The organism is Pseudomonas sp. GD03944 (assembly GCF_029839275.1).
Classification (GTDB): domain Bacteria; phylum Pseudomonadota; class Gammaproteobacteria; order Pseudomonadales; family Pseudomonadaceae; genus Aquipseudomonas.
Genome location: NZ_JAOCAH010000004.1, coordinates 258,816 through 283,651, shown reverse-complemented (window position 1 = coordinate 283,651; position 24,836 = coordinate 258,816). Strand labels below are relative to the sequence as shown.

The 24,836-nt window shown below is 62.5% G+C and carries 19 protein-coding genes, 1 tRNA gene and 1 pseudogene; 15 read left to right on the top strand and 6 right to left on the bottom strand.

The window, feature by feature from the left end; genetic code table 11:
- Nucleotides 1-16 precede the first annotated feature (16 nt).
- Nucleotides 17-1,249, top strand: coding sequence for a multifunctional CCA addition/repair protein (locus N5C28_RS09470; protein ID WP_279821834.1), 1,233 nt, complete (start codon nucleotides 17-19; stop codon nucleotides 1,247-1,249).
- Nucleotides 1,250-1,252: 3 nt separating this feature from the next.
- Here the strand turns inward: N5C28_RS09470 and folK are convergent, their stop codons facing one another.
- Nucleotides 1,253-1,792: a 2-amino-4-hydroxy-6-hydroxymethyldihydropteridine diphosphokinase gene (folK, locus tag N5C28_RS09465; RefSeq protein WP_279821833.1), complete on the bottom strand. Its 540-nt coding sequence runs from the start codon at nucleotides 1,790-1,792 to the stop codon at nucleotides 1,253-1,255.
- The gene (gene folB / locus N5C28_RS09460; protein ID WP_279821832.1) at nucleotides 1,783-2,139 is read right to left on the bottom strand and encodes a dihydroneopterin aldolase; all 357 of its coding nucleotides are present in this window, start codon (nucleotides 2,137-2,139) and stop codon (nucleotides 1,783-1,785) included. The genes folK and folB overlap by 10 nt, the downstream gene beginning before the upstream one ends.
- 75 nt (nucleotides 2,140-2,214) lie before the next feature.
- On the opposite strand from folB, the gene plsY reads away from it, so the two are divergent.
- Nucleotides 2,215-2,784 carry a glycerol-3-phosphate 1-O-acyltransferase PlsY gene (plsY, locus tag N5C28_RS09455; RefSeq protein WP_279821831.1) on the top strand — a complete coding sequence of 190 codons (570 nt, stop codon included), beginning with the start codon at nucleotides 2,215-2,217 and terminating at the stop codon, nucleotides 2,782-2,784.
- A 34-nt stretch (nucleotides 2,785-2,818) separates the two neighbouring features.
- On the opposite strand, the gene tsaD is transcribed toward plsY, so the two are convergent.
- Nucleotides 2,819-3,844 (bottom strand): tRNA (adenosine(37)-N6)-threonylcarbamoyltransferase complex transferase subunit TsaD, encoded by a 1,026-nt coding sequence (gene tsaD / locus N5C28_RS09450; RefSeq protein ID WP_279821830.1) that lies wholly within the window; start codon nucleotides 3,842-3,844, stop codon nucleotides 2,819-2,821.
- Nucleotides 3,845-4,048: 204 nt separating this feature from the next.
- Here tsaD and rpsU point away from each other — a divergent pair, with 204 nt between their 5' ends.
- The 13 genes and pseudogenes from rpsU to N5C28_RS09385 all read left to right on the top strand — a co-directional run bounded on the left by rpsU (nucleotide 4,049) and on the right by N5C28_RS09385 (nucleotide 21,165).
- The gene (gene rpsU, locus N5C28_RS09445) at nucleotides 4,049-4,264 is read left to right on the top strand and encodes a 30S ribosomal protein S21 (RefSeq protein WP_003290642.1); all 216 of its coding nucleotides are present in this window, start codon (nucleotides 4,049-4,051) and stop codon (nucleotides 4,262-4,264) included.
- 164 nt (nucleotides 4,265-4,428) lie between these two features.
- Complete coding sequence (gene dnaG / locus N5C28_RS09440; protein ID WP_279821829.1) at nucleotides 4,429-6,435, top strand: DNA primase; 2,007 nt, start codon at nucleotides 4,429-4,431, stop codon at nucleotides 6,433-6,435.
- A 67-nt stretch (nucleotides 6,436-6,502) separates the two neighbouring features.
- Nucleotides 6,503-8,350, top strand: a complete 1,848-nt coding sequence (rpoD, locus tag N5C28_RS09435; RefSeq protein WP_279821828.1) for an RNA polymerase sigma factor RpoD — start codon at nucleotides 6,503-6,505, stop codon at nucleotides 8,348-8,350.
- A 99-nt stretch (nucleotides 8,351-8,449) separates the two neighbouring features.
- Complete coding sequence (locus N5C28_RS09430) at nucleotides 8,450-12,184, top strand: EAL domain-containing protein (protein ID WP_279821898.1); 3,735 nt, start codon at nucleotides 8,450-8,452, stop codon at nucleotides 12,182-12,184.
- Nucleotides 12,185-12,199: 15 nt separating this feature from the next.
- A tRNA-Ile gene (locus N5C28_RS09425) sits at nucleotides 12,200-12,276 on the top strand.
- Nucleotides 12,277-12,480: 204 nt separating this feature from the next.
- Nucleotides 12,481-13,140, top strand: a complete 660-nt coding sequence (locus N5C28_RS09420) for a CHAP domain-containing protein (RefSeq protein WP_279821827.1) — start codon at nucleotides 12,481-12,483, stop codon at nucleotides 13,138-13,140.
- 52 nt (nucleotides 13,141-13,192) lie between these two features.
- Nucleotides 13,193-13,489: pseudogene (locus N5C28_RS09415) on the top strand (PAAR domain-containing protein); the annotation flags it as partial.
- 1,046 nt (nucleotides 13,490-14,535) lie between these two features.
- A complete protein-coding gene (locus N5C28_RS09410) occupies nucleotides 14,536-14,931 on the top strand; it encodes a hypothetical protein (protein WP_279821826.1) in 396 nt (131 codons plus the stop codon).
- Between the two features lie 239 nt (nucleotides 14,932-15,170).
- Nucleotides 15,171-15,437, top strand: a complete 267-nt coding sequence (locus tag N5C28_RS09405) for a helix-turn-helix transcriptional regulator (protein ID WP_279821825.1) — start codon at nucleotides 15,171-15,173, stop codon at nucleotides 15,435-15,437.
- The gene (locus N5C28_RS09400) at nucleotides 15,434-16,765 is read left to right on the top strand and encodes a type II toxin-antitoxin system HipA family toxin (RefSeq protein ID WP_279821823.1); all 1,332 of its coding nucleotides are present in this window, start codon (nucleotides 15,434-15,436) and stop codon (nucleotides 16,763-16,765) included. Before N5C28_RS09405 ends, N5C28_RS09400 begins: the two co-directional genes overlap by 4 nt.
- Nucleotides 16,766-17,192: 427 nt before the next feature.
- The gene (gene egtB, locus N5C28_RS09395) at nucleotides 17,193-18,473 is read left to right on the top strand and encodes an ergothioneine biosynthesis protein EgtB (RefSeq protein WP_279821897.1); all 1,281 of its coding nucleotides are present in this window, start codon (nucleotides 17,193-17,195) and stop codon (nucleotides 18,471-18,473) included.
- Between the two features lie 2 nt (nucleotides 18,474-18,475).
- Complete coding sequence (egtD, locus tag N5C28_RS09390) at nucleotides 18,476-19,438, top strand: L-histidine N(alpha)-methyltransferase (RefSeq protein WP_279821822.1); 963 nt, start codon at nucleotides 18,476-18,478, stop codon at nucleotides 19,436-19,438.
- Between the two features lie 356 nt (nucleotides 19,439-19,794).
- A complete protein-coding gene (locus N5C28_RS09385; RefSeq protein ID WP_279821821.1) occupies nucleotides 19,795-21,165 on the top strand; it encodes a TIGR01777 family oxidoreductase in 1,371 nt (456 codons plus the stop codon).
- 9 nt (nucleotides 21,166-21,174) lie between these two features.
- On the opposite strand, the gene N5C28_RS09380 is transcribed toward N5C28_RS09385, so the two are convergent.
- The 3 genes from N5C28_RS09380 to N5C28_RS09370 form a co-directional block, all read right to left on the bottom strand.
- The gene (locus N5C28_RS09380; RefSeq protein WP_279821819.1) at nucleotides 21,175-21,576 is read right to left on the bottom strand and encodes a transcriptional regulator; all 402 of its coding nucleotides are present in this window, start codon (nucleotides 21,574-21,576) and stop codon (nucleotides 21,175-21,177) included.
- A 165-nt stretch (nucleotides 21,577-21,741) separates the two neighbouring features.
- Nucleotides 21,742-24,090 carry an ATP-binding protein gene (locus tag N5C28_RS09375; protein WP_279821818.1) on the bottom strand — a complete coding sequence of 783 codons (2,349 nt, stop codon included), beginning with the start codon at nucleotides 24,088-24,090 and terminating at the stop codon, nucleotides 21,742-21,744.
- Nucleotides 24,091-24,155: 65 nt separating this feature from the next.
- A complete protein-coding gene (locus N5C28_RS09370) occupies nucleotides 24,156-24,815 on the bottom strand; it encodes a response regulator transcription factor (RefSeq protein ID WP_279821817.1) in 660 nt (219 codons plus the stop codon).
- Nucleotides 24,816-24,836: the final 21 nt, after the last annotated feature.

The window sequence follows — 24,836 nt, the reverse complement described above, 5'->3', positions numbered from 1 at the left end:
GGCAACGGAGGTACGCATGAAGATTTACAAGGTGGGCGGCGCGGTACGCGATCGCCTGTTGGACAGACCCGTGACGGAAGTCGACTGGGTCGTGGTGGGCGCCAGCGCCGAAGACATGCTGGCGCAGGGCTTTCGCCCGGTGGGCGCCGACTTTCCGGTGTTTCTGCACCCGAAAACCGGCGAAGAATACGCGCTGGCACGCACCGAGCGAAAAAGCGGACGCGGCTACGGCGGCTTCACCTTCTACGCCAGCCCGGACGTGACCCTGGAAGACGACCTGATCCGCCGCGACCTGACGGTGAACGCCATCGCCGAGGACGACCACGGCAACCTGGTCGACCCCTATGGCGGCCGCCAGGACCTGGAAAACCGCCTGCTCCGCCACGTGTCCCCGGCCTTTGCCGAAGACCCGCTGCGCGTGCTGCGCGTGGCCCGCTTCGCCGCGCGCTACGCACCGCTCGGCTTTACCGTCGCCGACGAGACGCTGGACCTGATGCGCCAGCTCAGCGCCAGTGGCGAGCTGAGCGCCTTGACCGCAGAACGTTGCTGGAAGGAAATATCCCGTGCGCTCATGGAGCCCCGCCCGGATGTGTTCATCCAGGTGCTGCGCGACTGCGGGGCGCTGGCAGTCATCCTGCCGGAGGTCGATGCCCTGTTCGGCGTCCCGCAGCCCGAGCACCACCACCCCGAGATCGACACCGGCGTGCACACCCTCGGCGTGCTGCAGCAGTGCGCGGACCACCAGCAACCGCTGAGCGTACGCTGGGCCTGCCTGCTGCACGATGTGGGAAAGGGCCTGACACCCCCTGAAGAGTGGCCGCGGCATATCGCCCATGAAACCCGTGGACTGGCGCTCATCCAGGCGGTCAACGAACGCTGCAAGGCACCCCGGGATTGCCAGGAGCTGGCGCTGCTTGCGGGCGAGTATCACACCCACGGTCACCGCGCCCTGGAACTGAGGCCCAATACGCTGCTGGAACTGCTGCAGCGCTTCGACGTGTTCCGTCGCCCCCAGCGCTTCGAGGAGTTCATCGCCGTGTGCGAAATGGACGCCCGCGGCCGGGAAGGCCTGGAGCAAAGTGATTATCCGCAGGCCGCGTACCTGCGGGGCGCCATGGCCGCCGTTCGCGCGGTGGCGGTCAAGCCACTGCTGGAACAGGGATTCCAGGGGCAGGAGCTGGGCAAAGCCCTCGACCGCGAACGTCTGGCAGCGCTCAAACGCTACAAGGCCGACCAGGAAGCAGGCTGAGGGTTAACGGGGCGACGCTGCCGGGCCGAGCAACTCGGCTGGCGTCAGCTCGGCACCGCGCCACTGGAAGGCAACAGGTTGCAATTGCTGGGCGATCTGCGCCTCGGCCCACAGCGTGGCGAAGGGCTTGCCGGCTTCAGGATGCACGCGCTCGGGCGCCAGCAGCGACAGCGGCCAGAGCACGAAGGCGTTCTTGAGGATTTCCGCTCGGGGCAGGATCAGGCCATCGAAGTTGCCGACCTGCTCACCGAACAGCAGCACATCGATGTCCAGCGGCAGGCCCTTGCGGTCCGGGGCATAGCGGCCGTTGTCCGCCTCGATGAACTTCAACCGGCGATCCAGCTCGCGCAGCGGCATGTCGGTCATGCCGGCCACCACCAGATTGAAGAACGGGCCACTCTTGATGCCGACCGGCTGGCTTTCGAACACCGGCGAGCAGCGCATGTCACGCAGAATCGTCGCCAGTGCTTCCAGGCCGGCCTGCAGATGGGTTTCGCGCTCGATATTGCTGCCGAGCCCGAGGTAGACAGGAGTCAGCGACATCCGCGCTCGATCTCCACACCGACACCGCCAAGGGCCGCGGGCACGGCACCGGGCTTGGTCAGCCGGATACGCACCCAGGGAATCTGGAATTCGCTCATCAGCACCTCGGCCAGGCGCTCGGCGAAGGTTTCCACGAGGATGAACTGCGCCTCGCCGGCGAACGCCTGGATGCGCGCGGAAACCGAGGCGTAGTCGAGCGCCTTGCTCAGGTCGTCGCCCGCCGCGGCAGGGCGATTGTCCCAGCCCAGCGACAGGTCCAGGCGCAGGCACTGGCGAATGGTGCGCTCCCAGTCGTAGGCGCCGATCACCGTATCGACTTCCAGGCCCTCGATAAAGACTGTGTCCAAGCACGCTCTCCGTGGCACGACAACCGCGCCGCACCTAGTTAGAATCGGAGCGACCTCCGCCCCGGAATGGATACCATGTTTTGGCTGCTGGCGATCCTCGCCTACCTGCTCGGCTCGTTGTCCTTCGCCATTCTGCTCAGCCGTCTGGCCGGCGGACCGGACCCACGCGCCAGCGGCTCAGGCAACCCCGGCGCCACCAACATGCTGCGCGTCGCCGGCAAACGCCTGGCGATTCTCACGCTGATCGGCGATCTGTGCAAAGGCCTGTTGCCTGTCCTGGCAGCCTACCTGCTTGGCTTCACCGTGCAACAACAAGCCTGGATCGGCCTGGCAGCGGTGGTCGGCCATCTGTATCCCCTGTATTTCCGCTTTCATGGCGGCAAAGGCGTCGCCACCGCCGCCGGCATGCTGCTCGGGCTTTATCCACCCGCCGCCCTGCTCGCGGTCTGCGCCTGGGTCCTGACGTTCGTGCTGACCCGTACCAGCTCCCTCGCCTCGCTGATCGCCACCCCGCTCACCCTGCCGCTGCTGGCCTGGCAAGAACCAGGCGCCCTGCTACCGATGAGTGTGCTGACCGGACTCATCGTATGGCGGCACCGGGGCAATCTACGCGATCTTTTCGCCGGCCGTGAGCGGCATTTCTAAACGCTGAACCTGAGCGGCGCTCATGCGCTGCCCCTCAGATCGCAGGCAACTGCTCCATGGGCCAACGGGCCTGCACGGCGATGCTCAGGCCTTCCTGCTGCCCGGCCTTGAGACGCTGGCACCCGGCATAGGCAATCATCGCACCGTTGTCGGTGCAGAACGCCGGACGCGCGTAGAACACCTGACCGTTCATCTGCCCCAGCATGCTTTCCAAGGACTGGCGCAGCGCCTTGTTGGCGCTGACGCCGCCGGCAATCACCAGGTTGTTCAGGCCGGTCTGCTTGAGCGCACGGCGGCACTTGATGGTCAGGGTCTCGACCACAGCCTGCTGGAAGGCCAGGGCCACGTCACAACGGGTCTGCTCACCGTCGTCACCGGCATCGCGGCATTGCTGCCAGGTATTGAGGGTGAAGGTCTTCAGGCCGCTGAAGCTGAAATCCAGTCCAGGGCGATCGGTCATCGGACGTGGAAAGGTAAAACGCCCCGGCGTGCCCTGCTCGGCCAGACGGGCGATTTCCGGACCGCCCGGGTACGGCAGCCCCATCAGCTTGGCCGTCTTGTCGAAGGCCTCGCCGGCGGCGTCGTCCAGCGACTCGCCGAGCAACTGGTACTGGCCAATGCCGTCGACACGAACCAGCTGGGTATGCCCCCCGGAAACCAGCAAGGCGACGAACGGAAACTGCGGCGGCTGCTCTTCGAGCATCGGTGCCAGCAGGTGGCCTTCCATATGGTGGACACCCAGCGCGGGAATATCCCAGGCAAACGCCAGGGCCTGGGCGCAGGATGCACCAACCAGCAGCGCACCGACCAGGCCGGGCCCTGCGGTGTAGGCGATGGCATCGATGTCGCTGGGCACACAGTCGGCCTCGGTCAGCACCTGGCGGATCAACGGCAGCATGCGTTTGACGTGGTCGCGCGAGGCCAGCTCCGGCACCACGCCGCCATAGATGCGGTGCAGGTCGATCTGGCTGAACAGGGCGTCGGCCAGCAGGCCGCGCTCGCTGTCGTAGAGCGCGACGCCGGTCTCGTCGCAGGAGGTTTCCAAACCCAGTACCAACATCGGGAAATGCCTTGTTTGAGGGCGCATGATCAAGAAGGCGCGCATAATAATGGGGCCCGCCTGCCCCCGGCCAGCGCTTTTCGATCAGAGGCTTTGCATTCCGGGCGATGAGGCGGTAACATCCGCAACCCTTAAAAACCTACGTCCTCCAGTGCCATTTGCCAGGAGTACGTTACCCCCGGTAATAAAGAAGGTACGCCCTGGATGCCAGCCGTCAAAGTTAAAGAGAACGAACCCTTCGACGTAGCTCTGCGTCGTTTCAAGCGCTCCTGTGAAAAAGCCGGTGTTCTGGCTGAAGTTCGCAGCCGCGAATTCTACGAAAAGCCGACTGCCGAGCGTAAGCGCAAAGCAGCTGCCGCTGTTAAGCGTCACGCCAAGAAAGTTCAGCGCGAACAGCGCCGCAGCGTTCGTCTGTACTAATACGTACTGACCGCGTCACGCACGACCGCTTCGCAGTATGCCGTGCCCGGCTCAAGCCGGGCATAGCGTCAAATACTCCGCTTCGCCGCCAGGTGAATGTCCGGAGTTTTTTTGTTTCAGCGCACCCTGTCCAGCCACCACGCACCGCAGTATTCTGAGCGCCTATGGCCGGCCTGATTCCGCAATCCTTCATCGATGACTTGCTCAACCGCACCGACATCGTCGATGTGGTCAGCTCGCGCATACAGCTGAAAAAAGCCGGCAAGAACTACACCGCCTGCTGCCCTTTCCATAAGGAAAAGACCCCCTCGTTCAGCGTCAGCCCGGACAAGCAGTTCTACTACTGCTTTGGTTGCGGCGCCGGCGGCAACGCCCTGGGGTTCGTCATGGACCACGACCAACTGGATTTCCCCCAGGCGGTCGAGGACCTGGCCAAACGCGCCGGCATGGACGTGCCCCGCGAGGAAGGCGGCGGGCGCAGCAACAAACCCAGGCAGCCGACAGACTCCCCGCTCTACGCCCTGCTGGATGCTGCCGCCGAGTTCTATCGCCAGGCCCTGAAGACCCATCCGCAGCGCCGGGCCGCCGTGGACTACCTGAAAGGCCGCGGCCTGTCCGGGGAAATCGCCCGCGACTTCGGCCTCGGCTTCGCGCCACCCGGCTGGGACAACCTGCTCAAGCACCTGGCCAGCGACAGCCTGCAGCAGAAGGCGATGATCGACGCCGGCCTGTTGGTAGAGAACGCCGACAGCGGCAAGCGCTACGACCGCTTCCGTGACCGGGTGATGTTCCCGATCCGCGACAGCCGCGGGCGGATCATCGCCTTCGGCGGCCGCGTACTGGGCGATGACAAACCGAAGTACCTGAACTCCCCGGAAACCCCGGTCTTCCACAAGGGCCAGGAACTCTACGGCCTCTACGAAGCGCGCAAGAACAACCGCGATCTCGACGAAATCATGGTCGTCGAGGGCTACATGGACGTCATCGCCCTGGCCCAGCTCGGCCTGCGCAATGCCGTGGCGACCCTGGGCACCGCCACCAGCGAAGAACACCTCAAGCGCCTGTTCCGTATCGTGCCCAGCGTGCTGTTCTGCTTCGACGGCGACGCTGCCGGGCGCAATGCCGCCTGGCGCGCCCTGGAATCGACCCTGCCCAGCCTGCAGGACGGCCGCCGCGCCCGCTTTCTGTTCCTGCCCGACGGCGAAGACCCGGACACCCTGGTGCGCAGCGAAGGCACCGACGCCTTCCGCGCCCGCATCACCCAACACGCCCAGCCGCTGGCCGACTACTTCTTCCAGCAACTCAGCGAGGAAGCCGATCCCCGCTCACTGGAAGGCAAGGCCCACCTGGTGACCCTGGCCGCCCCGCTGATCGACAAAATCCCGGGCAACAACCTGCGCGCCCTCATGCGCCAGCGCCTGACCGAGATCACCGGCCTCAGCGGCGAAGCCCTGACCCAGATGGCACCGCCGCGCAGCGCCAGCCAGCCGAACAGCGCGCCCCCGCCTGCGCCGGCAGGCGACTACCCGGATTACCCGGACATTCCCGACAGCGCCTATTACGACAGCGCGCCCAGCTACGAGCACTACGAACAGCCGCACGCCGATGTGGGCTTCGAGCGCAGCAACAAAGGCCAGGGCAAAGGCAAGGGGAACTGGAAGAAAGACGGCAAATGGAACAAACAGGGGCGCGATGGCGACCGGCCGCGCGCGCCGCGGGTTGCCGTCAGCGTCGAATCGCCGCACCTGAGCGCACTGCGCACGCTGCTGCACCACCCGGAGCTGGCCCAGCATGTCGAAGAGGTGAGCCATTTCGCCGCCGAGGACGACACCTACGCCCAGCTGCTGGTTGCACTGCTCGGCGCCCTGCAGAAAAACCCCAAGTTGCGCTCGTTGCAACTGATCGCCCGTTGGCACGGCACCGAACAGGGCCGCCTGCTGCGCGCACTGGCCGAAAAAGAATGGCTGATCAGCCATGACAACCTTGAACAGCAGTTTTTCGACACCATAACTACACTTGCACACAGCCAATCGCACAGGCGGCGCGAAAAGGCTCTACGCAGCATCATGCAGAAAAGCCCCAGCGAGCTTACTCCCGAGGAAAAGGCCTTGCTCCGAGAGCACTACAGCCTCCCCCCTTCCCCGAGCAGCAAGACCCCAACTGGCGCCTGATCGCCAAACTAAGGTATAATCCTCGGCTTGTTTTTAGCCCGCCAAGACCTTCAGTGGATAGGGTGTTATGTCCGGAAAAGCGCAACAGCAATCTCGTTTGAAAGAATTGATCAGCCGTGGTCGTGAGCAGGGTTACCTGACTTACGCGGAGGTCAATGACCACCTGCCGGAGGATATTTCCGATCCGGAACAGGTGGAAGACATCATCCGCATGATCAACGACATGGGGATCAACGTATTCGAGAGTGCTCCGGATGCGGACGCCCTGTTGTTGGCCGAAGCCGACACCGACGAAGCAGCCGCTGAAGAAGCCGCTGCCGCGCTCGCGGCCGTTGAGACCGATATCGGCCGTACCACCGACCCGGTGCGCATGTACATGCGTGAAATGGGTACCGTGGAACTGCTGACCCGCGAAGGCGAGATCGAAATCGCCAAGCGCATCGAGGAAGGCATCCGTGAAGTCATGGGCGCCGTTGCCCACTTCCCTGGCACCGTCGACAGCATCCTCGCCGAGTACAACCGCGTCACCACCGAAGGTGGCCGCCTGGTCGAAGTCCTGAGCGGCTACATCGACCCGGACGACGGCAGCGTGCCGGCCGAAGCGGCCGCCCCGGTCCCGGTCAAGGAAGGCGCCGCTGCCGATGACAGCGACGACGAAGACGAAGACGAAGACAGCAGCGACGAGGAAGAAGAAGGCGATGGCGGCCCGGATCCCGAGGAAGCCCTGCGTCGCTTCACCGCCGTCTCCGAGCAGATGGAAAAGGCCAAGAAAGCCCTGAAGAAGCACGGTCGTGGCAGCAAGCAAGCCACCGCCGAGCTGCAGGAACTGGCCGATCTGTTCATGCCGATCAAGCTGGTGCCCAAGCAGTACGATGCGCTGGTGGCCCGCGTCCGTGACGCCCTGGACCGCCTGCGTGCCCAGGAACGCGCCATCATGCAGCTGTGCGTGCGTGATGCCCGCATGCCGCGCGCCGACTTCCTGCGCCTGTTCCCCGGCAATGAAATCGACGAAACCTGGGCCGAGCAACTGGCCAAGGGCAAAGCCAAGTACGCAGAAGCCATCGGCAACCTGCAAGGTGACATCCAGCGCTGCCAGCAGAAGCTCTCTGCCCTGCAGGCTGAATGCGACCTGACCCTGGCCGAAATCAAGGACATCAACCGTCGCATGTCGATCGGCGAGGCCAAGGCCCGCCGCGCGAAGAAAGAGATGGTTGAAGCGAACCTGCGTCTGGTGATCTCGATCGCCAAGAAGTACACCAACCGCGGCCTGCAGTTCCTCGACCTGATCCAGGAAGGCAACATCGGCCTGATGAAGGCGGTGGACAAGTTCGAATACCGTCGCGGCTACAAGTTCTCGACCTACGCCACCTGGTGGATTCGCCAGGCGATCACTCGTTCCATTGCCGACCAGGCACGCACCATCCGTATTCCGGTGCACATGATCGAGACGATCAACAAGCTCAACCGCATCTCCCGTCAGATGCTGCAGGAAATGGGTCGCGAGCCCACTCCGGAAGAGCTGGGCGAGCGCATGGAAATGCCCGAGGACAAGATCCGCAAGGTATTGAAGATCGCCAAAGAACCGATCTCCATGGAAACCCCGATCGGCGACGACGAAGATTCGCACCTGGGCGACTTCATCGAGGACAGCACCATGCAGTCCCCGATCGACGTGGCCACGGTCGAAAGCCTCAAGGAAGCGACCCGCGAAGTCCTGGCCGGCCTCACTGCCCGTGAAGCCAAGGTCCTGCGCATGCGCTTCGGCATCGACATGAACACCGACCATACCCTCGAGGAAGTCGGCAAGCAGTTCGATGTCACCCGCGAGCGGATTCGTCAGATCGAAGCCAAGGCGCTGCGCAAGCTGCGCCACCCGACGCGAAGCGAGCACCTGCGCTCCTTCCTCGACGAGTAACACCCAGAACCCCCGGCCAAAACCGGGGGTTTTGCTTTCCGCTCCGCTTGCGCCCCGTCCGGCTACACTCGAATGACCACCGTCCGTGACGAGGCCGCCATGCCGAGACTGCCGGCCATTCTCCTGCTGTGCCTGGTCGCCTGCACCAGCCCTGCGGTCGCCCTGACACTCAGCGAAGAAGAACACGCCTGGCTCGCCGAGCACCCTGTCCTGCGCCTGGGCGTCGACGCCTCATGGCCGCCTTTCGAGTTCCGCAATGCCCAGGGCCTCTACCAGGGGCTCTCCGCCGACTACATCAGCGTGATCGAGCGGCAACTGGGCATTCGCATCCGACCTGTCGAACCCAGCAGCTGGAGTGAAGTGCTCGAGCACGCCAAGGCCGGCCAGATCGACCTGCTTCCCGGCATCATGGCCACCCCCGAGCGCCAGGCCTATCTGGCGTTCACCCGTCCCTACCTGGACTTTCCCATCATCATTCTGGCGCGCAGCGCCGGCCCACACCCGCGCAGCATGAATGACCTCTACGGGCTCAAGGTTGCCGTGGTCGAGGACTATGCCCCTCACGAACTGCTGCGCAGCCAGCACCCCGATTTGAACCTGCTCCCACTGCCCACGGTAAGCGCGGCGTTGCAGGCCCTGGCGACCCAGCAGGCCGACGCCCTGGTCGGTGACCTCGCCTCGAGCGTCTGGAGCCTGCGCCAGCTCAAACTCGAGGGGCTTACCATCAGCGGCGAAACCCCGTACCGCTATCAGCTGGCAATGGCCGCTCCCCGCGACCAGGCGATCCTGGTGGGCATTCTCGATAAAGTCTTCGCGAGCATGAGCGGTGCGGAAATCGCCGCCCTGCAGGCACGCTGGATTGGCGAGATCAGCGACCGCCGCAGCATCTGGCGTGAACTCCTGCTGTACGGCCTGCCCGCCCTCCTCGCCCTGGGCGCCATCCTGTTCGCGGTGATTCGTATCAACCGTCGCCTGAGCGCCGAGATGGCCAGGCGCAGCGCCCTGGAAGAGGAGCTTCGCACCAGCGAGCAGCACTACCGCAGCCTGGTGGAAAACCTCTCGGCCATTACCTGGGAAGCCAAGCGGGACGACTACACCTTCACCTATGTCTCCCGACACGCGGAAAAATTGCTGGGCTACCCCCTGGACGAGTGGAAAACCCCCGGGTTCTGGCTGAGCAAGGTTCACCCGGACGATGTGCAGCAGGCCCTCGCGTTCTGCCAGCGTGAAAGCAACGCGGGCCGCGACCATAGTCTCGATTACCGCATGTACACCGCCGACGGCCGCATCCTGTGGATTCGCGACATCGTCACCCTCAGCCATGCCGGCGACGGGCTGACCATGCGCGGCCTGATGGTCGACATCAGCGAAGCCAAGCAGACCGAACAGGCCCTGCGCTTTTCCGAGCAGAAGTTCGCCTCCATCTTCCAGCAGTGCCCGGACATCCTGGTCATCGCCCGCAGCACCGACGGGCGCCTGCTCGAGGCCAACCAGGCGTTCGAACAGCACACCGGAATTCCCGTCGCCGAGGCCATCGGCCGGACCGCCACCGAACTGAACATCTGGGGCATCCCGGGCATCGGTCCGACCCTGCTGGCCCGCCTGCAAAGCGAAAAGCTGCGAAACCTCGAGCTGCCCTTCCGGCGGCAGAATGGCGAGCTGTTCACCGGCCTGATTTCCGCCCAGGCCTTCCAGCTCGACGAAACCCCGGTACTGGTGGTGATCGTGCGTGACATCAGCCAGCTCAAGGCCACCCAGCAGCAACTGCAGGTTTCAGAAGAGAAGTTCGCCAAGGCGTTCCATGCTTCGCCCGATGGCCTGCTGATCACCCGCATCAGCGACGGCCTGCTGATCGAAGCCAACGAAGGCTTCAACCGCATCACCGGCTACAGCAATGACGACGTGGCCGCGCGCTCGACCCTGGACCTCGGCATATGGGCCGATCCGCAAGACCGCCAGCGCATGCTGGAATGCATCCGCCAGGACGGCAGCGTGCGCGACCTCAGCGTGCAGATCAGGACCCGCAGCGGCCAGTCGCGCCTGTGCGAACTTTCCGCACAACCGATCCCGATCGGCGACGAAGCCTGCCTGCTGACCATCGCCCGCGATATCACCGAACGCCAGGTGATGCAGGAGAAGCTGCAACAGGCCGCCACCGTCTTCGAAAGCACCGCCGAAGGTGTGCTGATCACCGACACCCAGCAACGCATCACCGCCGTGAACCGGGCCTTCAGCACCATCACCGGCTACAGCGAAGCCGAAGCGCTCGGGCAAACCCCGCGCCTGCTGTCTTCGGGGCAGCATGACAGCGCGTTCTACAGTGCCCTGTGGCACCAACTGGGGGCCGAGGGCCACTGGCAAGGGGAAATCTGGAACCGCCGCAAGAATGGCGAACTCTACCCGGAATGGCTGACCATCAACGCGGTGCGCAACAAGGCAGATGAGATCACCCACTTCGTCGGAGTTTTCGCCGACATCAGCTCACTCAAACATGCCCAGGCGCGGCTGGACCACCAGGCCCATCATGACCCGCTGACCGGCCTGCCCAACCGCCTGCTGTTCGAAAGCCGCCTGCGTACGGCGCTGGATGACGCCCAGACCGATGCACGCCAGGGCGCCGTGCTGTTTCTCGACCTGGACCGTTTCAAGCACATCAACGACAGCCTGGGCCACCCGGTCGGCGACCAGTTGCTCAAGCGCATCGCCCAGCGCTTGCGCGAGCAGCTCCGCGACATCGACACCATCGCCCGCCTCGGCGGTGACGAATTCATCATCCTGCTGCCCGGACTGCACGAAACCGTCGATGCCGAGCTGGTCGCCAACAAACTCCTGGCCTGCTTCGCCCCACCGTTCCAGATCGACGAGCATGAGTTCTTCATCAGCGCCAGCATCGGCATCAGCCTCTACCCCGAGCACGGCATGGATGTCGCCACCCTGGTGAAAAACGCCGACGCCGCCATGTACCGCTCCAAGGCCAAAGGCCGCAACCGCGTCGAGGTCTATACCCGCGACCTGACCTTCCAGGCCACCGAGCGCATGGCCCTGGAACAGGAACTGCGACGTGCCCTGGAACGCAATGAGCTGCAGCTCTACTACCAGCCGAAACTCTGCCTGGCCAACCAGCGCCTGGTTGGTGCCGAGGCCCTGATTCGCTGGCACCACCCGCTGTTTGGCGAGATTCCCCCGGATCGCTTCATACCCCTGGCGGAAGAAACCGGACTGATAATTCCCCTCGGCGACTGGGTACTGCGCCAGGCCTGCCAGCAGATGAGCGACTGGCAAGCCGCCCACGCCCCGTTTGGCCCGCTGTCAGTCAACCTGGCCGGCGTGCAGCTGCGTCAGCCGGCCCTGGTCAACGCCATCGCACGCCTGCTCGACAACCACGCACTCGCCCCCAGCCTGCTGCAACTGGAAATCACCGAGAGCTTCATCATGAACCAGGCCGAAGAAGCCTTGGCCATTCTTCATCAGCTCAAGGCCTTGGGCGTGCAGTTGGCCATCGATGACTTCGGCACCGGCTACTCGTCCCTGAGCTACCTGAAACGCCTGCCGCTGGACATCCTCAAGATCGACCAGTCCTTCGTCCGCGGCCTGCCGGATGATGCGAACGACGTCGCCATCGCCCGCGCCATCATCGCCCTCGGACGCAGCATGCAACTCACCGTGATCGCCGAAGGGGTGGAGACCAAAGCCCAGGAACTGTTCCTGGCGGCCGAAGGCTGCGAGCAGATCCAGGGCTTCGTCGTCAGCCGCCCGCTCCCCGCAGACGCCTTCGCCCACAACTTCCTGGGCCCGCGCCATTCAGTTGGCGCTGCCGAGAAGGCGCCGGTATAATCCGCCGGCCTCTGAGGGCCTATAGCTCAGTTGGTTAGAGCAGAGGACTCATAATCCTTTGGTCCACGGTTCGAGTCCGTGTGGGCCCACCATCTTCGAAGCCGCGCAGTGCGCGGCTTTTTCATGCGCTGCCAAAAGCAGATCCGTCCTATGGACCCAGAACATGACGCGTGCCAGAAAGGCAGCGCGCGTTCGTGCGCCAAAACGTGCGTCTTTTTTGGGTGCTATTGCAACGCTACCGTTGAGCGAGCCAGCAGCGCGCACCAGGAGCTTCACTTACAGGGACAGACCTCACCATGAACAAACGCCTACTTGCCCTATTGATTGTTTGCGTACTACTGCCGCTATGCGCCTTTGCAGCTTACGCCGCAGTCACCCGCATAAACCCAAACACCCAGCATGCCTTAGGCGATCAACTTGATGAGCTAAATGGCGTAGCCATCTATTACAACGGCGGAGTCAACACGGTGCAGGGCCGAAACCTGAGCCAGGACGGATACAACCTCGGCCTGCGCTATCAGTGCGTGGAGTTCGTCAAACGCTATTACTTCGAGCGCCATGGCCACCGCATGCCCGACACTTACGGGCACGCCAAAGACTTCTTCGACCCGCGTCTCGAAAACGGCAGTTTGAATGCCAAACGCGCAATGCTGCAGTTTCGTAACGGCAGCGTCGAGCAACCGCAAGCTGACGACTTACTGGTCTTCGCACCCACGCTGTTCAACCGCTACGGCCACGTCGCGATTATCGCCAGCGTTGGCAACGGCACCCTGCAAATTGCCCAACAAAACCCCGGACCTTTTGGCAGCTCCAGAGAAGACCTGCCGTTAAGCCAACGCGACGGCAACTGGTATATCGAACAGTCACAGGTTTTAGGCTGGCTTCGTCTACTACCTGCCGATGAGCAGCCCGCACTTGAGCTCGACAACATCCCGGTGGATAAAGGCCCAGCTTAAAGCGCAGCGTCACAGGTAGAATCTTGCCAAACACAAACAAGGAAGTTTCACCATGAGCGGAAAACCGGCGGCTCGCCAAACTGACCCCACCTCTTGCCCAGTGCCTGGGCATGGCACAAACCCCATAGCTACAGGCTCTCCAAACGTCTTCTTCGATAACCTGCCGGCTGCACGAATGAGTGATACGTCAGCCTGCGGCAGCCCAATAGTCGGGGCTGTAGCAAGCACAGTACTGATCAACGGCCTGCCGGCCGCGACACTTGGCAGCACAGGTGGTCATGGCAGCGTAATTGTCGGCGGGTCAGGCAGCGTGATAATTGGGGATTCCCCAATAGCCGCACCTTTCACCGCACCGACCTCACTAACGCTGGCAGCAGCCGCAGCTACAGCCGCCTTTGTTACGACGCCAGACAGGCAACCACCAGCTACGGCCTTCGCGGCGCAAACCGCACAACCAGCCGCGCCTGCGGCCCCATCTGCGCCGGCGATTGATCGCGTTGTCGTGGCCGAAAAGATCCTAGACGACTTCGAATGCTCAACCATCAATGATCGTGTTTTCAACGACCCCGAACATCCAATGGGGACAGCAAGCGACCCATTCGATAAGAGCAAGATCATCGAGCAGCTGAGAGTCCGAGTGGCAAGAGCCCACGGGCAGAACATGCCAAGTTCGATGTTCGTTCCCACCTATCCGCACCAGTCGGATACCAGCCTTTGCGGGCCTGCGGCATTCTTCTATGCACTGCTAATGGACAGACCCGACCTCTACGCCCAAGCAATAACTCAGCTCTGGGAAACAGGGAAAACCACCATTGGCTCGCTGCACATCAAGCCAAGCTATGGCTGCCGAAACCCCAAGAACTTGAGCTATCGCAGAGAAGGAGACCGGGTATTAGCCATCGACTGGATATCTCTGGCCAGCCTGCGCGACAGCGAAAACAACCTGATGGAGTACGACTCACCTGACGATAGAGTCCCCGGCATCACGCCTCCGTGGACTATCGAATCTTGGTTCGCGCGTGCGGGTGCTAGCGAGATTTTCAGCGATATTCAGTTCAGCAGTACAAGTCTGTCGCGATTCTTGGAACTGCTCACTTACCTGGGCCCACAACACCATGTGGTATCCCTTGTTAGCGCGTCGATGGTGGAAGGCGGCATAGGGGCGGGTAAAAACCATTGGATAGTCTGGGAAGACCTGCCCAAAGCCAGTAGCGGGGTTATCACAGTAACAACTCCCACCAATGATCAGATCACCGAATCGCGCTTGTTTTCCTGGGGAAACGTCGGGCACCAGGTGACAGGCGGTTTTACTGTGCGAGAACTGCTCAGCGATGTTTTCGGTGGCAAGGTCTTCAGCCGTATACCCTAGACAAACCCTACCAAGGACAAAGGTAAATGAACCTCCGAACGCTCCCAATCATCGGCTTGACCTTATTGCTGACCAGTTGCGAGACAGCAATGCTGGGTAATGTGCTGGTGGGTTGCGCAATGCGACCCGAGCCTGAATTCATGCCGAAGGAGCTGCCCGCAGCGAAAATAGGTTCGGCGTATGACGTGCGGATCGATGTGATCAATGCAAGCACCCCGGTGGGGCGGATTCTCGATGATCCTGAAAGACCTCTCCCTGAGGGGCTGAGCATCATTCACACCGAGCGCGAAAAGCATGGCTTTATTCGTGGAGTGCCCGAGCAGGCAGGAATCTACAAGGTGCTGTTTTACGCCAGCACCTTCGGCACGCAGTGCGTGGGGCAGTATGCAGAGATTACCTATCAGCTCGAAGTAACCGACTAGAACACGGCCGACCGAATGACTTCCGCTCTTTCGTCATTGCCGAGGAAAGCATATTCGCCATTGGCAACGCACCATTCGCCTCCGCCAAAGCGGCCTAAAATGTGGCCCAAGGGCTACACAAAGCACAGCCATCGTCTTTTTTGTAGCTCGAAAGCTACAGTTCAACTGCGCTTGTGAAAATGTAGCCCTGAGGCTACATTTTCAACCATAACCGCTAATTTGATGCCCGAGAGCTACAAATGACCTCTCTGTACGATGTTTCCGAAATGCTGAAGCAGGCGCGCCGTGACGCCAGGCTGAGCCAGGAAACACTGGCCAACCGTGCCGGTGTATCACGCACCACCGTGGCGCGCATGGAAACGTTGGCCAAAGGCGATATGAGCGTCTCGGTGCTGGTTCGCCTTCTGGAGGCGGCCGGGTATGACCTGAAACTGGTAAAGGCAGGCCATGAGCGCACGGTAGAGGACATCCTCGAAGAACAACGCTCCGGGAGAGGCCCAACATGATTCTCGACGTGCACGTTGGCGCAAAGCGAGTAGCCAAGCTCTACCGGGAGCGTGACGAGTACGTCCTGAAATACCTGCCAGAAACGGTTCGGGAAGATTTCGTCAGCCTGGCAATGCCCGTTCGGGAAGAGCCTTGGCGCTGGCCACGCGATCTATTCCCGTTTTTCCGGCAGAACCTTCCCGAAGGCTACCTGCTCGGCGTTATTCGCGAAGCGTTCGGCCCTTTGCTCGATGGCACAGACCTCTCACTGCTGGCTCTGGTGGGGGGCGCTGGCATCGGCAGAGTCTTGGTCACGCCAGAAGGCGTTCGGCCCGGTATCAAGATGGAACCACTGGAGATCAGTCGCCTGCTCAAGGCGGAAAACACCAGCGAACACTTCGCCAAACTGGTGCGGCAATACGCGCAGGTGGCCATCTCGGGTGTCGTGCCGAAATTCATTGCCAGCGATGCCGCGCCAAACCGGGAACCCCTCGGCAAACCGACCCTGCGCACAGGCTTTCACATCATCAAGGGTTCCGATGACAGCACGCCCTTTCTAGGCTTCAACGAGTTCTACAGCATGCGCGTGCTGGCACGGTTGAATGTCGTACCGGTAGCCACTTGCCGCATGTCCGAGGATGGAAGGGTCCTGGTGGTCGATCGCTTCGACGTTGACGAGCACGGCCTGCCTCGCCACGGCGTGGAAGATGCCTGCGGCCTGCTGGGCTTGCCTCCCCACGAAAAATACGCACCCACCACCGAGCGCGTCTGGAACGCAACCCGCGCCTACATAAGCGCTGAACGCCTTCAGGCACAGCGTGAACACCTGGGTTGGCACCTGCTGGCCAACTACGTGCTACGCAATGCCGATTGCCATTCGAAAAACATCGCGCTGTATTACACCTCCCGAGCGGACGTCAGTTTTACTCCGGTCTACGACCTGGTGACCACCCAGGCCTATCCGCGTTTCGCCGACAGCCCGCCCGGCCTGTCCATCGGCGGCAGGCAGACCTGGACACCTGGCCGCTCGCTGGAAACCTTTTACAAGGCCGTATTGGGCATACCACCGCGCCGGTACGCCGAGATGGTCACGCAACTATGCGAGTCCGCCGTGGAGGTCGGCAGCGAGATCATCGAAGCCTCGAAAAACGAACCGGCCTGGCGCGACGTGGCCAAACACATGGTGCATGCCTGGAACCAGGGAATGGAGACACTGCGCAGCCCCAAGGCCGCCCCACACTTTCTCGGCCTCGATAGCGCTATCGAACAGGCTGGCTTCTCTGGGCCGCGCAAACCCGAACGCAGCCGCGAAGTGATCGGCCGCTCTGAATTGCTGGCAAAGAGGTAAAGCGGCCCTGACGCGGGGCTTGCCCCTTCAACGAAATACCAGAGGAAAGACTGACTCGATAGGGTATTCGGCTCACCGTCACGCCTCCACGGCTACGCGACACCGTGAGTCCCTCGCTCGAAAATAAATCTGTCTCCAAGATGTTCTATAGCTGTTGGTTAGAGCAGAGGACTCATAATCCTTTGGTCCACGGTTCGAGTCCGTGTGGGCCCACCATCGAAGCCGCGCAGTGCGCGGCTTTTTCATGCCTGCCGAAAGGCTGCGCAGCCGATGCTGTCGCCTGAAACAGCCGCTATCAGCCTGAACGCATGCTCTCAAGACGTCCCTGAGCGTGGGTCGCAAATTCCCTGAACCTTTTCCGTTTTCGCCCGGTCGGTTTAATGACTTGCCGCACCTTCCCGTGCGGCATCAGCAGAGAATGCGCGACATGCCGAACCGGGCCTCCAGAAACGACACGTCTCTCGCAAAACTCGACCACCTCCGCCAGCGTTATCACCGGGTACGCCACGCCACCGAACGCCTGTGCGAGCCGCTGGAACGCGAGGACTACGTGATCCAGAGCATGCCTGACGTCAGCCCGCCCAAGTGGCACCTGGCGCACGTGACCTGGTTCTTCGAGGCGTTCATCCTGACGCCTTTCCTGCGCGGCTACCGGCCGCTGGATGCCCGCTACGACCACCTGTTCAACTCCTACTACCAGACCCACGGCACGCCCTTCGAGCGATCGCGCCGGGGCTTGCTGTCGCGCCCGACCGTGAGCGAGGTGTACGCCTACCGCAGCTACGTCGACCTGGCCATGGAGCAACTGCTGACCCACCTGGATAGCAACATCGCCAACGAGGTGCTGCAGCGTGTCGAGTTGGGCCTGGAGCACGAGCAGCAGCACCAGGAGCTGTTGCTCATGGACATCAAGCACATCCTTGCGCAGAACCCGCTGCGCCCGGCCTACCGACCCGACCTGAAGCCGGGCGGCACGCAAGCCGCCGCCATGCGCTGGCACACCTTTCCTGCCGGCATGCGCCACATCGGCCATTCCGGCGAGGGGTTTGCGTTCGACTGTGAGCGACCGCAACACCGCGTATTCGTCGACGCGTTTCAACTGGCCAGCCGCCCCGTGACCAACGGCGAATACCTCGATTTCATGCGCGACGGCGGCTACCGCAACAGCGCCTTGTGGCTGGCCGACGGCTGGGACCACATCCGCCGCGCCAACTGGCAATCGCCCCTGTACTGGGAGCGCGACGGCGACGACTGGCTCGAGCTGACGCTGGCAGGTCCGCACGAGCTGGACCTGGAGGCGCCGGTCTGCCACCTGAGTTACTTCGAGGCCGACGCCTTCGCCTCCTGGGCACAAGCACGGCTGCCACGGGAAGAAGAATGGGAAATCGCGGCCCAGGGCCTGCCACTGCGGGGCAACTTCGTCGAAAGCGACCACCTGCAGCCGGTGGCCGCCAACGCCGGTGACCTGCAGCAGCTCTACGGCGACGTCTGGGAATGGACCGCCAGCGCCTTCCGCCCCTACCCCCGCTTTCAGCCGCTTGCCGGCAGCCTTGGCGAGTACAACGGCAAGTTCATGTCCGGCCAGATGGTGCTGCGCGGCGGCAGCTGCGCCACCCCCGAAGACCACATACGCCCCACCTACCGCAACTTCTTCTACCCCACCATGCGCTGGCAGTTCTCCGGCCTGCGCCTGGCCAAGGAGCTCTGAGCATGGCACTGGCAATTCGCGTTCACGAACAACCCCTGGACCCCGAACAGGCCGCGCTGCGTGAAGAGGTCCTGGCCGGCTTCGCCGCCACCCCCAAGGCCCTGTCGCCAAAGTTCTTCTACGATCACGCGGGCTCGCAGCTGTTCGAACTGATCTGCCGGCAACCCGAGTACTACCCGACCCGTACCGAAGAGACGATCCTGCGCCTCGCCGCGAGCGACATCGCCGCGCTGGCCGGGCGCAACGCCAGCCTGGTTGAACTGGGCAGCGGCGCCAGCCGCAAGGTCCGCCTGCTGCTCGAGGCCCTGCGCCCGACGCGCTACCTGGGTATCGATATTTCCCGAGAATTTCTGCACGCCAGCACCCGCCGCCTGGCCGCCGACTACCGCTGGCTGGACGTCCACGCCCTGTGCGCCGACTTCAGCCAGCCGATGAAACTGCCCGCCGAGGCACTGGGGGAGCGCCCGTTGGCGTTCTTTCCCGGCTCCAGCATCGGCAACTTCGACCCTCAGCAGGCCCGCGCCTTTCTACACAACCTGCACCAAGCCCTGCCGACCGGCAGCGGCCTGCTGATTGGCGTCGACCTGGTGAAGAACCGCGAGGTGCTCGAGCGCGCCTACAATGACGAGGCCGGCGTTACCGCCCTGTTCAACCTCAACCTGCTGGAGCGCATCCGCCGCGAACTGGACAGCGACATCGACCCCAGCCGCTTTCAGCACCGGGCCTTCTACAACGAGGCCGAATCGCGCATCGAGATGCACCTGATCAGCCCAAAGGCGCAACAGGTTCGTATCGAAGACCGGGTGTTCGACTTCGCTGCCGGCGAAACCCTGCACACGGAAAACTCCTACAAATACACACCCAGCCGCTTTCTCAAACTGGCCGCCGACTGCGGCTTCGCCCCGGTCTCGATGTGGCGCGACCCGGCAGCGCTGTTCAGCGTGCACTTCCTGCGCAGTGAGTAAGCCGACTATCACTCGGTTGCGGCAGTAAGCCTCCATCCCTCGGCTGAGGCTGTTTCTGCTGACGTTTGGCAGGTACGGCGTATTTCGCGTGCTCGCAAAACGTTGCGCCCCACTCTACCGGTACAGCGCTAGCAGTCAGTAAGCACGGTGGAAAACGCTTCGCGGTTTTCCACCCTACGGGGTGGCAAGCAGTTGTAGGACGCGGTGGCAGGCGGTTGTAGGGTGGACAACGCGAAGCTTGTCCACCGCTGGTAGGCAGGTTCGGTTGGTAGGCCGGGTTGCGACAGAATTCGCGAGCCTTTGCCAGGTGCCGCCCCTATGATCGCGAACAGAACTTGGTCGATGGGGAAGCAGGGATGAATCGTTGGCTTTACCGCTGGTTATTGGCTGTAGGGATCGGCCACATCGTTTTGGGCGTGGTGCTGGCCTTTGCGGCGCATTTTTCGATCACCGACGATTACTTCCGGCAGCTCTATGCCAGCACGGGTAGCGCAGATCTACCGCCCGCTGGGTACGACAGTCTGCTGCGCACCATGGTCGGTCTGTTCGGCCCTACGGTTGCCAGTTGGGGCGTGCTGCTCTGCGTACTGATCAACCTGTACTACCGGCACGGGCACGCCGTCATCAAGCCGGCACTGTTCGTTGCCCTGCTCGTCTGGTGCGTGCTGGACAGCAGCATTTCGCTCTACTTCGGCCTGACGATGCACGCCTACCTGAACAGCGCAGCGGCGCTGTCGATCGCGATTCCCTTGCTCTTGCTCAGGCCCAATTCTCGCCCAAAAGAACCGGTCGTTCAGCTCCGCTCACTGGCTGATCGCCGCTTACGCATCCTGATTACAGGCGGCAGCGGCTTCATCGGCACGCCGCTGGCTAATGCGTTGAGCCAGCAGGGCCACGATGTTCTGCTGCTCACGCGCAACATCGGGAATCTGAGTGGTATTCGCACCCGTGTGATCTGCCTGACCGACCTGCAACAGATCGGCGATGAGGGGCGCATCGATGCCATTATCAACCTGGCGGGCGAGCCACTGGCTGCCGCGCGTTGGACTGCCTGGCGCAAACAGCGCTTTGTGCAAAGCCGGTTGGATATGACGGACGCGCTGCTGCAACTGGTCCAGCGGTTGAACAGCAAGCCCGAAGTACTGCTCAGCGGATCGGCGGTGGGGTTTTATGGCCATTGGCACGACGAGGAGTTGAACGAGAGCAGCCCCGGCAGGGCCAGCTTCTCCCATGAGCTGTGCGCTCAATGGGAACAACGGGCGATGCGCATGGAGGCCTTGGGCGTGCGGGTCTGCCTGCTGCGTATCGGCATCGTCCTGGGGCGTGATGGCGGCCCCCTGAAAGAGCTGCGTCGCTCCTTCGATATGGGCGTTGCTGCGGAACTCGGCAACGGCTGCCAATGGATGCCTTGGATTCATTTGCATGACGTGCTGGATATCTGCGCGCTGCTGATCGCTTCGCCTGTCATCAGCGGAGCAATCAACCTAACGGCCCCTGAACCCGTGACCCACGCCGCATTCGTGACGGTCCTGAAGCGGTACATCCCCAGGGCACGGTTCAGGGTGCGAGTCCCCGCCCCTGCAGTGCGCTTACTGGTCGGGGAAATGGCTGACGAAGTCCTGCTGAGCGGTCAACGCGTCGTGCCCGATAAGCTGCTCCAGCACGGTTACGTCTTTCGGCATGCGGCGCTCGATACAGCGCTGGAAGACCTGATTCGACAGGATTGAAGCAGGTCGTCAGTTAGCCTCGGTGAGGTTGCCCTTCGGCGCGACTTCATCGAACACTTCCGCTGTCAGGGCCGCTTCGCCCGCCTCGTCGAGGACTTCGCGCGGGTGTTCGCCGCCTGGGATGGCGCTGTCGAGCATGGCCATCAGCTGTGCGCCGCGTGGTGTGAGCACGAAGTTCTCGCCGTTACCGCCTTCGCTTTCGTGGCGGGGCTCGATGAAGCCGTTTTCCAGCAGCACTGATTCATAGCGCGTGGCTTCGGCCCGGAAGTGGTCGAGGTTATCGATATGTTCGCCTGCCTGGCCCAGTTCATCGGCCAGTTCCTCGGCATAGCGGCGCGGCGCGAAGGGTTTGCCGGCGGAGTTCTGCGCCTCATGCAACAGGCGTTCGATCAGGTCCCAGTTGTAACTCATGGCGGTGTCTCCACAGTCGGTGGGCTTACAGGCTGTGACTTCATGGCCATGGCAATGGTTCGACCTGATTTCCGCCGTTGCGGGCATTGCCTTATACCCAACCGGTATCATCGTCGGGAGGACGTTCTTTCAGAACCGTGCCCATCGGGTGCCGATAGGCACACATCAGCTGAGTTCGTGAGCACTCGGACGTACGGAAAGGGGGCTGGGGAAGGACGTGGTGCGGAAGTGGCTGACCAGCACTTCGAGGGCTGGGGTGTAAGCCGCCGCATCCAGCGGGGTGTCGGCACGCAGCAGGTCTTCGATGGTGTTGGCAGGCCCTGCGATCTCGGGCCATTCGATGCTGAGGGCGGCGCCATGCAGGCGGTGCACGGCATGGCGGGCGGCGTCGGCATTGCGCAGCACCATGGCCTCGAGCAGCGCGTGCAGGTCCTGCTCCAGGGCGTCGTGGATCTGGGCATTGCCCAGGGGCCCCTGGCTTGCGAACGGCATGGGCAGCAGTGTCAGGGTGACACCGCACCAGAGCTCGATCGCATCCTGGAGTTTGCCGAGGCTGATCGGCTTGCCGAGGATGCCGTCCATACCGGAGTCGAAGCAGCGGGTAATGTGCTTGTTATCGGTCGAGGCCGAGATGGCGATGATCGGGCAGCGGGTCTGCTCCGAGTCCTGCTCCATGATGCGGAACAGCGTGGTCAGGGAATAGCCGTCCTGGTCAGGCAGGTCGCAATCCATCAACACCAAGTCATAGACGCCCTGCTCGAAGCAGGCGATGGCCTGCGCCCCATCCCGGGCGATGACTGGCGTGCAGCCGAAGCCTTCGATCTGGGCCTGCAGAACGGCCTGGTTGGCCGGGGTGTCTTCCACCACCAGAATGCGCAGGTTATTGACCTGACCACTGTGCGTGGCCCCCGAAACAGCCGGCATTTCAGCCGGGGCAGCCGTCGCCGGTGCCACTTCGGCCAGCAGCGACAGCGCCACGCGGGTGCCTTTTCCGGGTTCGCTGCTGAGCGAAATCGTGCCCTGCATCAGCTTGAGCAAATCCCGGCAAATGGCCAGGCCGAGCCCTGTTCCCCCGGATCGCTTGTACATGCGGGCAGCCTGCACATAGGGCTGGAAGAGCCGCGCCTGGGCCTCTTCGGTGATGCCAATGCCGGTGTCGGTCACGGCGATATGCAGGTGCTTGTGTTTGACCGAGTGCCCGTTGGTCACGGAGAAGCTGACTTCTACCCCGCCGACCTCGGTGAACTTGATGGCATTGGAAATCAGGTTGTGCAGCACCTGCCCCAGGCGCGCCTCATCGAGCATGAGCAGCGGCAGGTCCGCCTGGCCATCTACCGTCAGGGAAATATGTTTTTCCCGAGCCCGCAGGCATTGCAGGTCCACGACATTTCGCACCAGGGCGGCAACGTTGACCGGTTCGAACTCCAGTTTCACCTGGCCGGCATCGAGTTTGGAGATATCCAGCACGTCGTTCAGCAGCGTCAGCAACGAGTTGGCGCCGTTGTTGGCGAGGTCCGCGAAGTGCTGTTGCTGCTTGTCCAGCGGGGTATTTCGCAGCAGCTCGACAGCAGCGAGTACGGCATTCATGGGGGAGCGGATCTCGTGGCTCATGACGGCCAGGAACATGGTCTTTTCCTGTTCGTTGCGTTCCGCGCGCCGACGCATGCGGTGCGTGAGGTACACCAGCGCCATCAACAGCAGCACCACGAGCGTGATCAATACGACTTCATGCGGGTAGCGTGCAACAAGGTCGGAGATAGAGAACGCCTGCCCCACATGTTGCTGCAGCCAGCTGGCATGAATCAGGCGGGTTTCCTCGGCCGAAAGCGATGAAAACGCCTTCTGGATGATCCCGTGCAATATCACATCATCACGACGGGTGCTCATACCCACCAGGGAGGCCACATCCGCCAACACCCCGGAAATTTGCAGTCGCCCTTGAAACTCCCGATAGAGAAACGGCAGTAGATACGCTTCCGTCGCAATCGCGGCATCCACCTCCCCGCTGTCCACTTGCTGCAGCATTCCCATGGCGGAACTGCCTACGATCAACTTGGCACCCGGCGCTTTCCTCGCCATGACCTCCCTGTAGCGATCGGGATAGGGCACCGTCACCGTCAGGCCGTTGAGCTGCTGGCCCTCCATAATGGGTGGGTGCTGCATGCGCGTGACCACCACGGCCGTGGTATTGAGGTAGGAAGAGGTATGGATCAGCCGTGGGTCCTCGCCCACCGGGCTGTTCAGCCGAACCGCGGAAATCATATCGATTTGCTTGTTCAGCAGCAGGTCGATGCGCTCATCAATGGGCGTGGCGGGTACATAGGTGAAGGTCAGGCCGGTCTTGCGAGCGAGGTTGTCGAGGTACTCGCTGGACAATCCCTTGAGCGTTCCGTCTTGCATGTACTCAATCGGTGAGACGTCCGCCATGACGCCGACGCGAACCACGGGGTGCTCGGTAATCCAGGCACGTTCTTCATCAGTGAGAACGAATTCATCCGGCGGCTGGGCGCTCACCCCGGCACCGAGCAAGAGCAATACAAAAGCCCAACACGCATGAGTGAAACCCCGCATGGCGATGACTACTCCAGGGTATTCATGATCTTGAACAGGCCGTTGTTCGACGTGACGCCGAGCTTGCGAAATGCCGACGCCTTCTGCGCGCTGATGGTCTTGATACTGCGTTTGAATTTTTCCGCGATCTCGGTGACGGTCATCCCGGCCAGGTAGCAGCGAATCACCTCCTGCTCCCTGGCTGACAGCGCGGCACGCTGCAACGCACTCTCGCCGACCTCTTCCTCCTCCGCGCCGCCAGGTCGAGTCGCGTCCGCGACCTGGTAGGACATGTCCGCGCTCAGATAGATGGCGCCTGAGGCCACGGTGCGGATGGCCTTGACCAGGTCGCCCATGTCCTCCCCCTTACCGACGAACCCGCGGGCACCGACACGCAATGCCAACGAGACCGTGGCCGATTCATGGTGGGTGGACAACACGAGGATGCGGCAATCGGGAAACTTCACGCGCAACGCGCGGATCAGCGAAACGCCATCGAGCTCATCACGCCCCAGGGCAAAATCCAGCAGCAGGATATCGGCCGGCGCAGTGACCATGCCACGCATCAGGTCGCGGCTGCTTTCGTACGCACCGACGACTTCGATGCCAGACTCCGCAGCAAGGTGGCTGACCAGTCCATGGCGAACAACGGCATGGTCATCGAGCAAAGCAATACGTAAGCGTTTCATAAGCCAAGACACTCAGTGAGA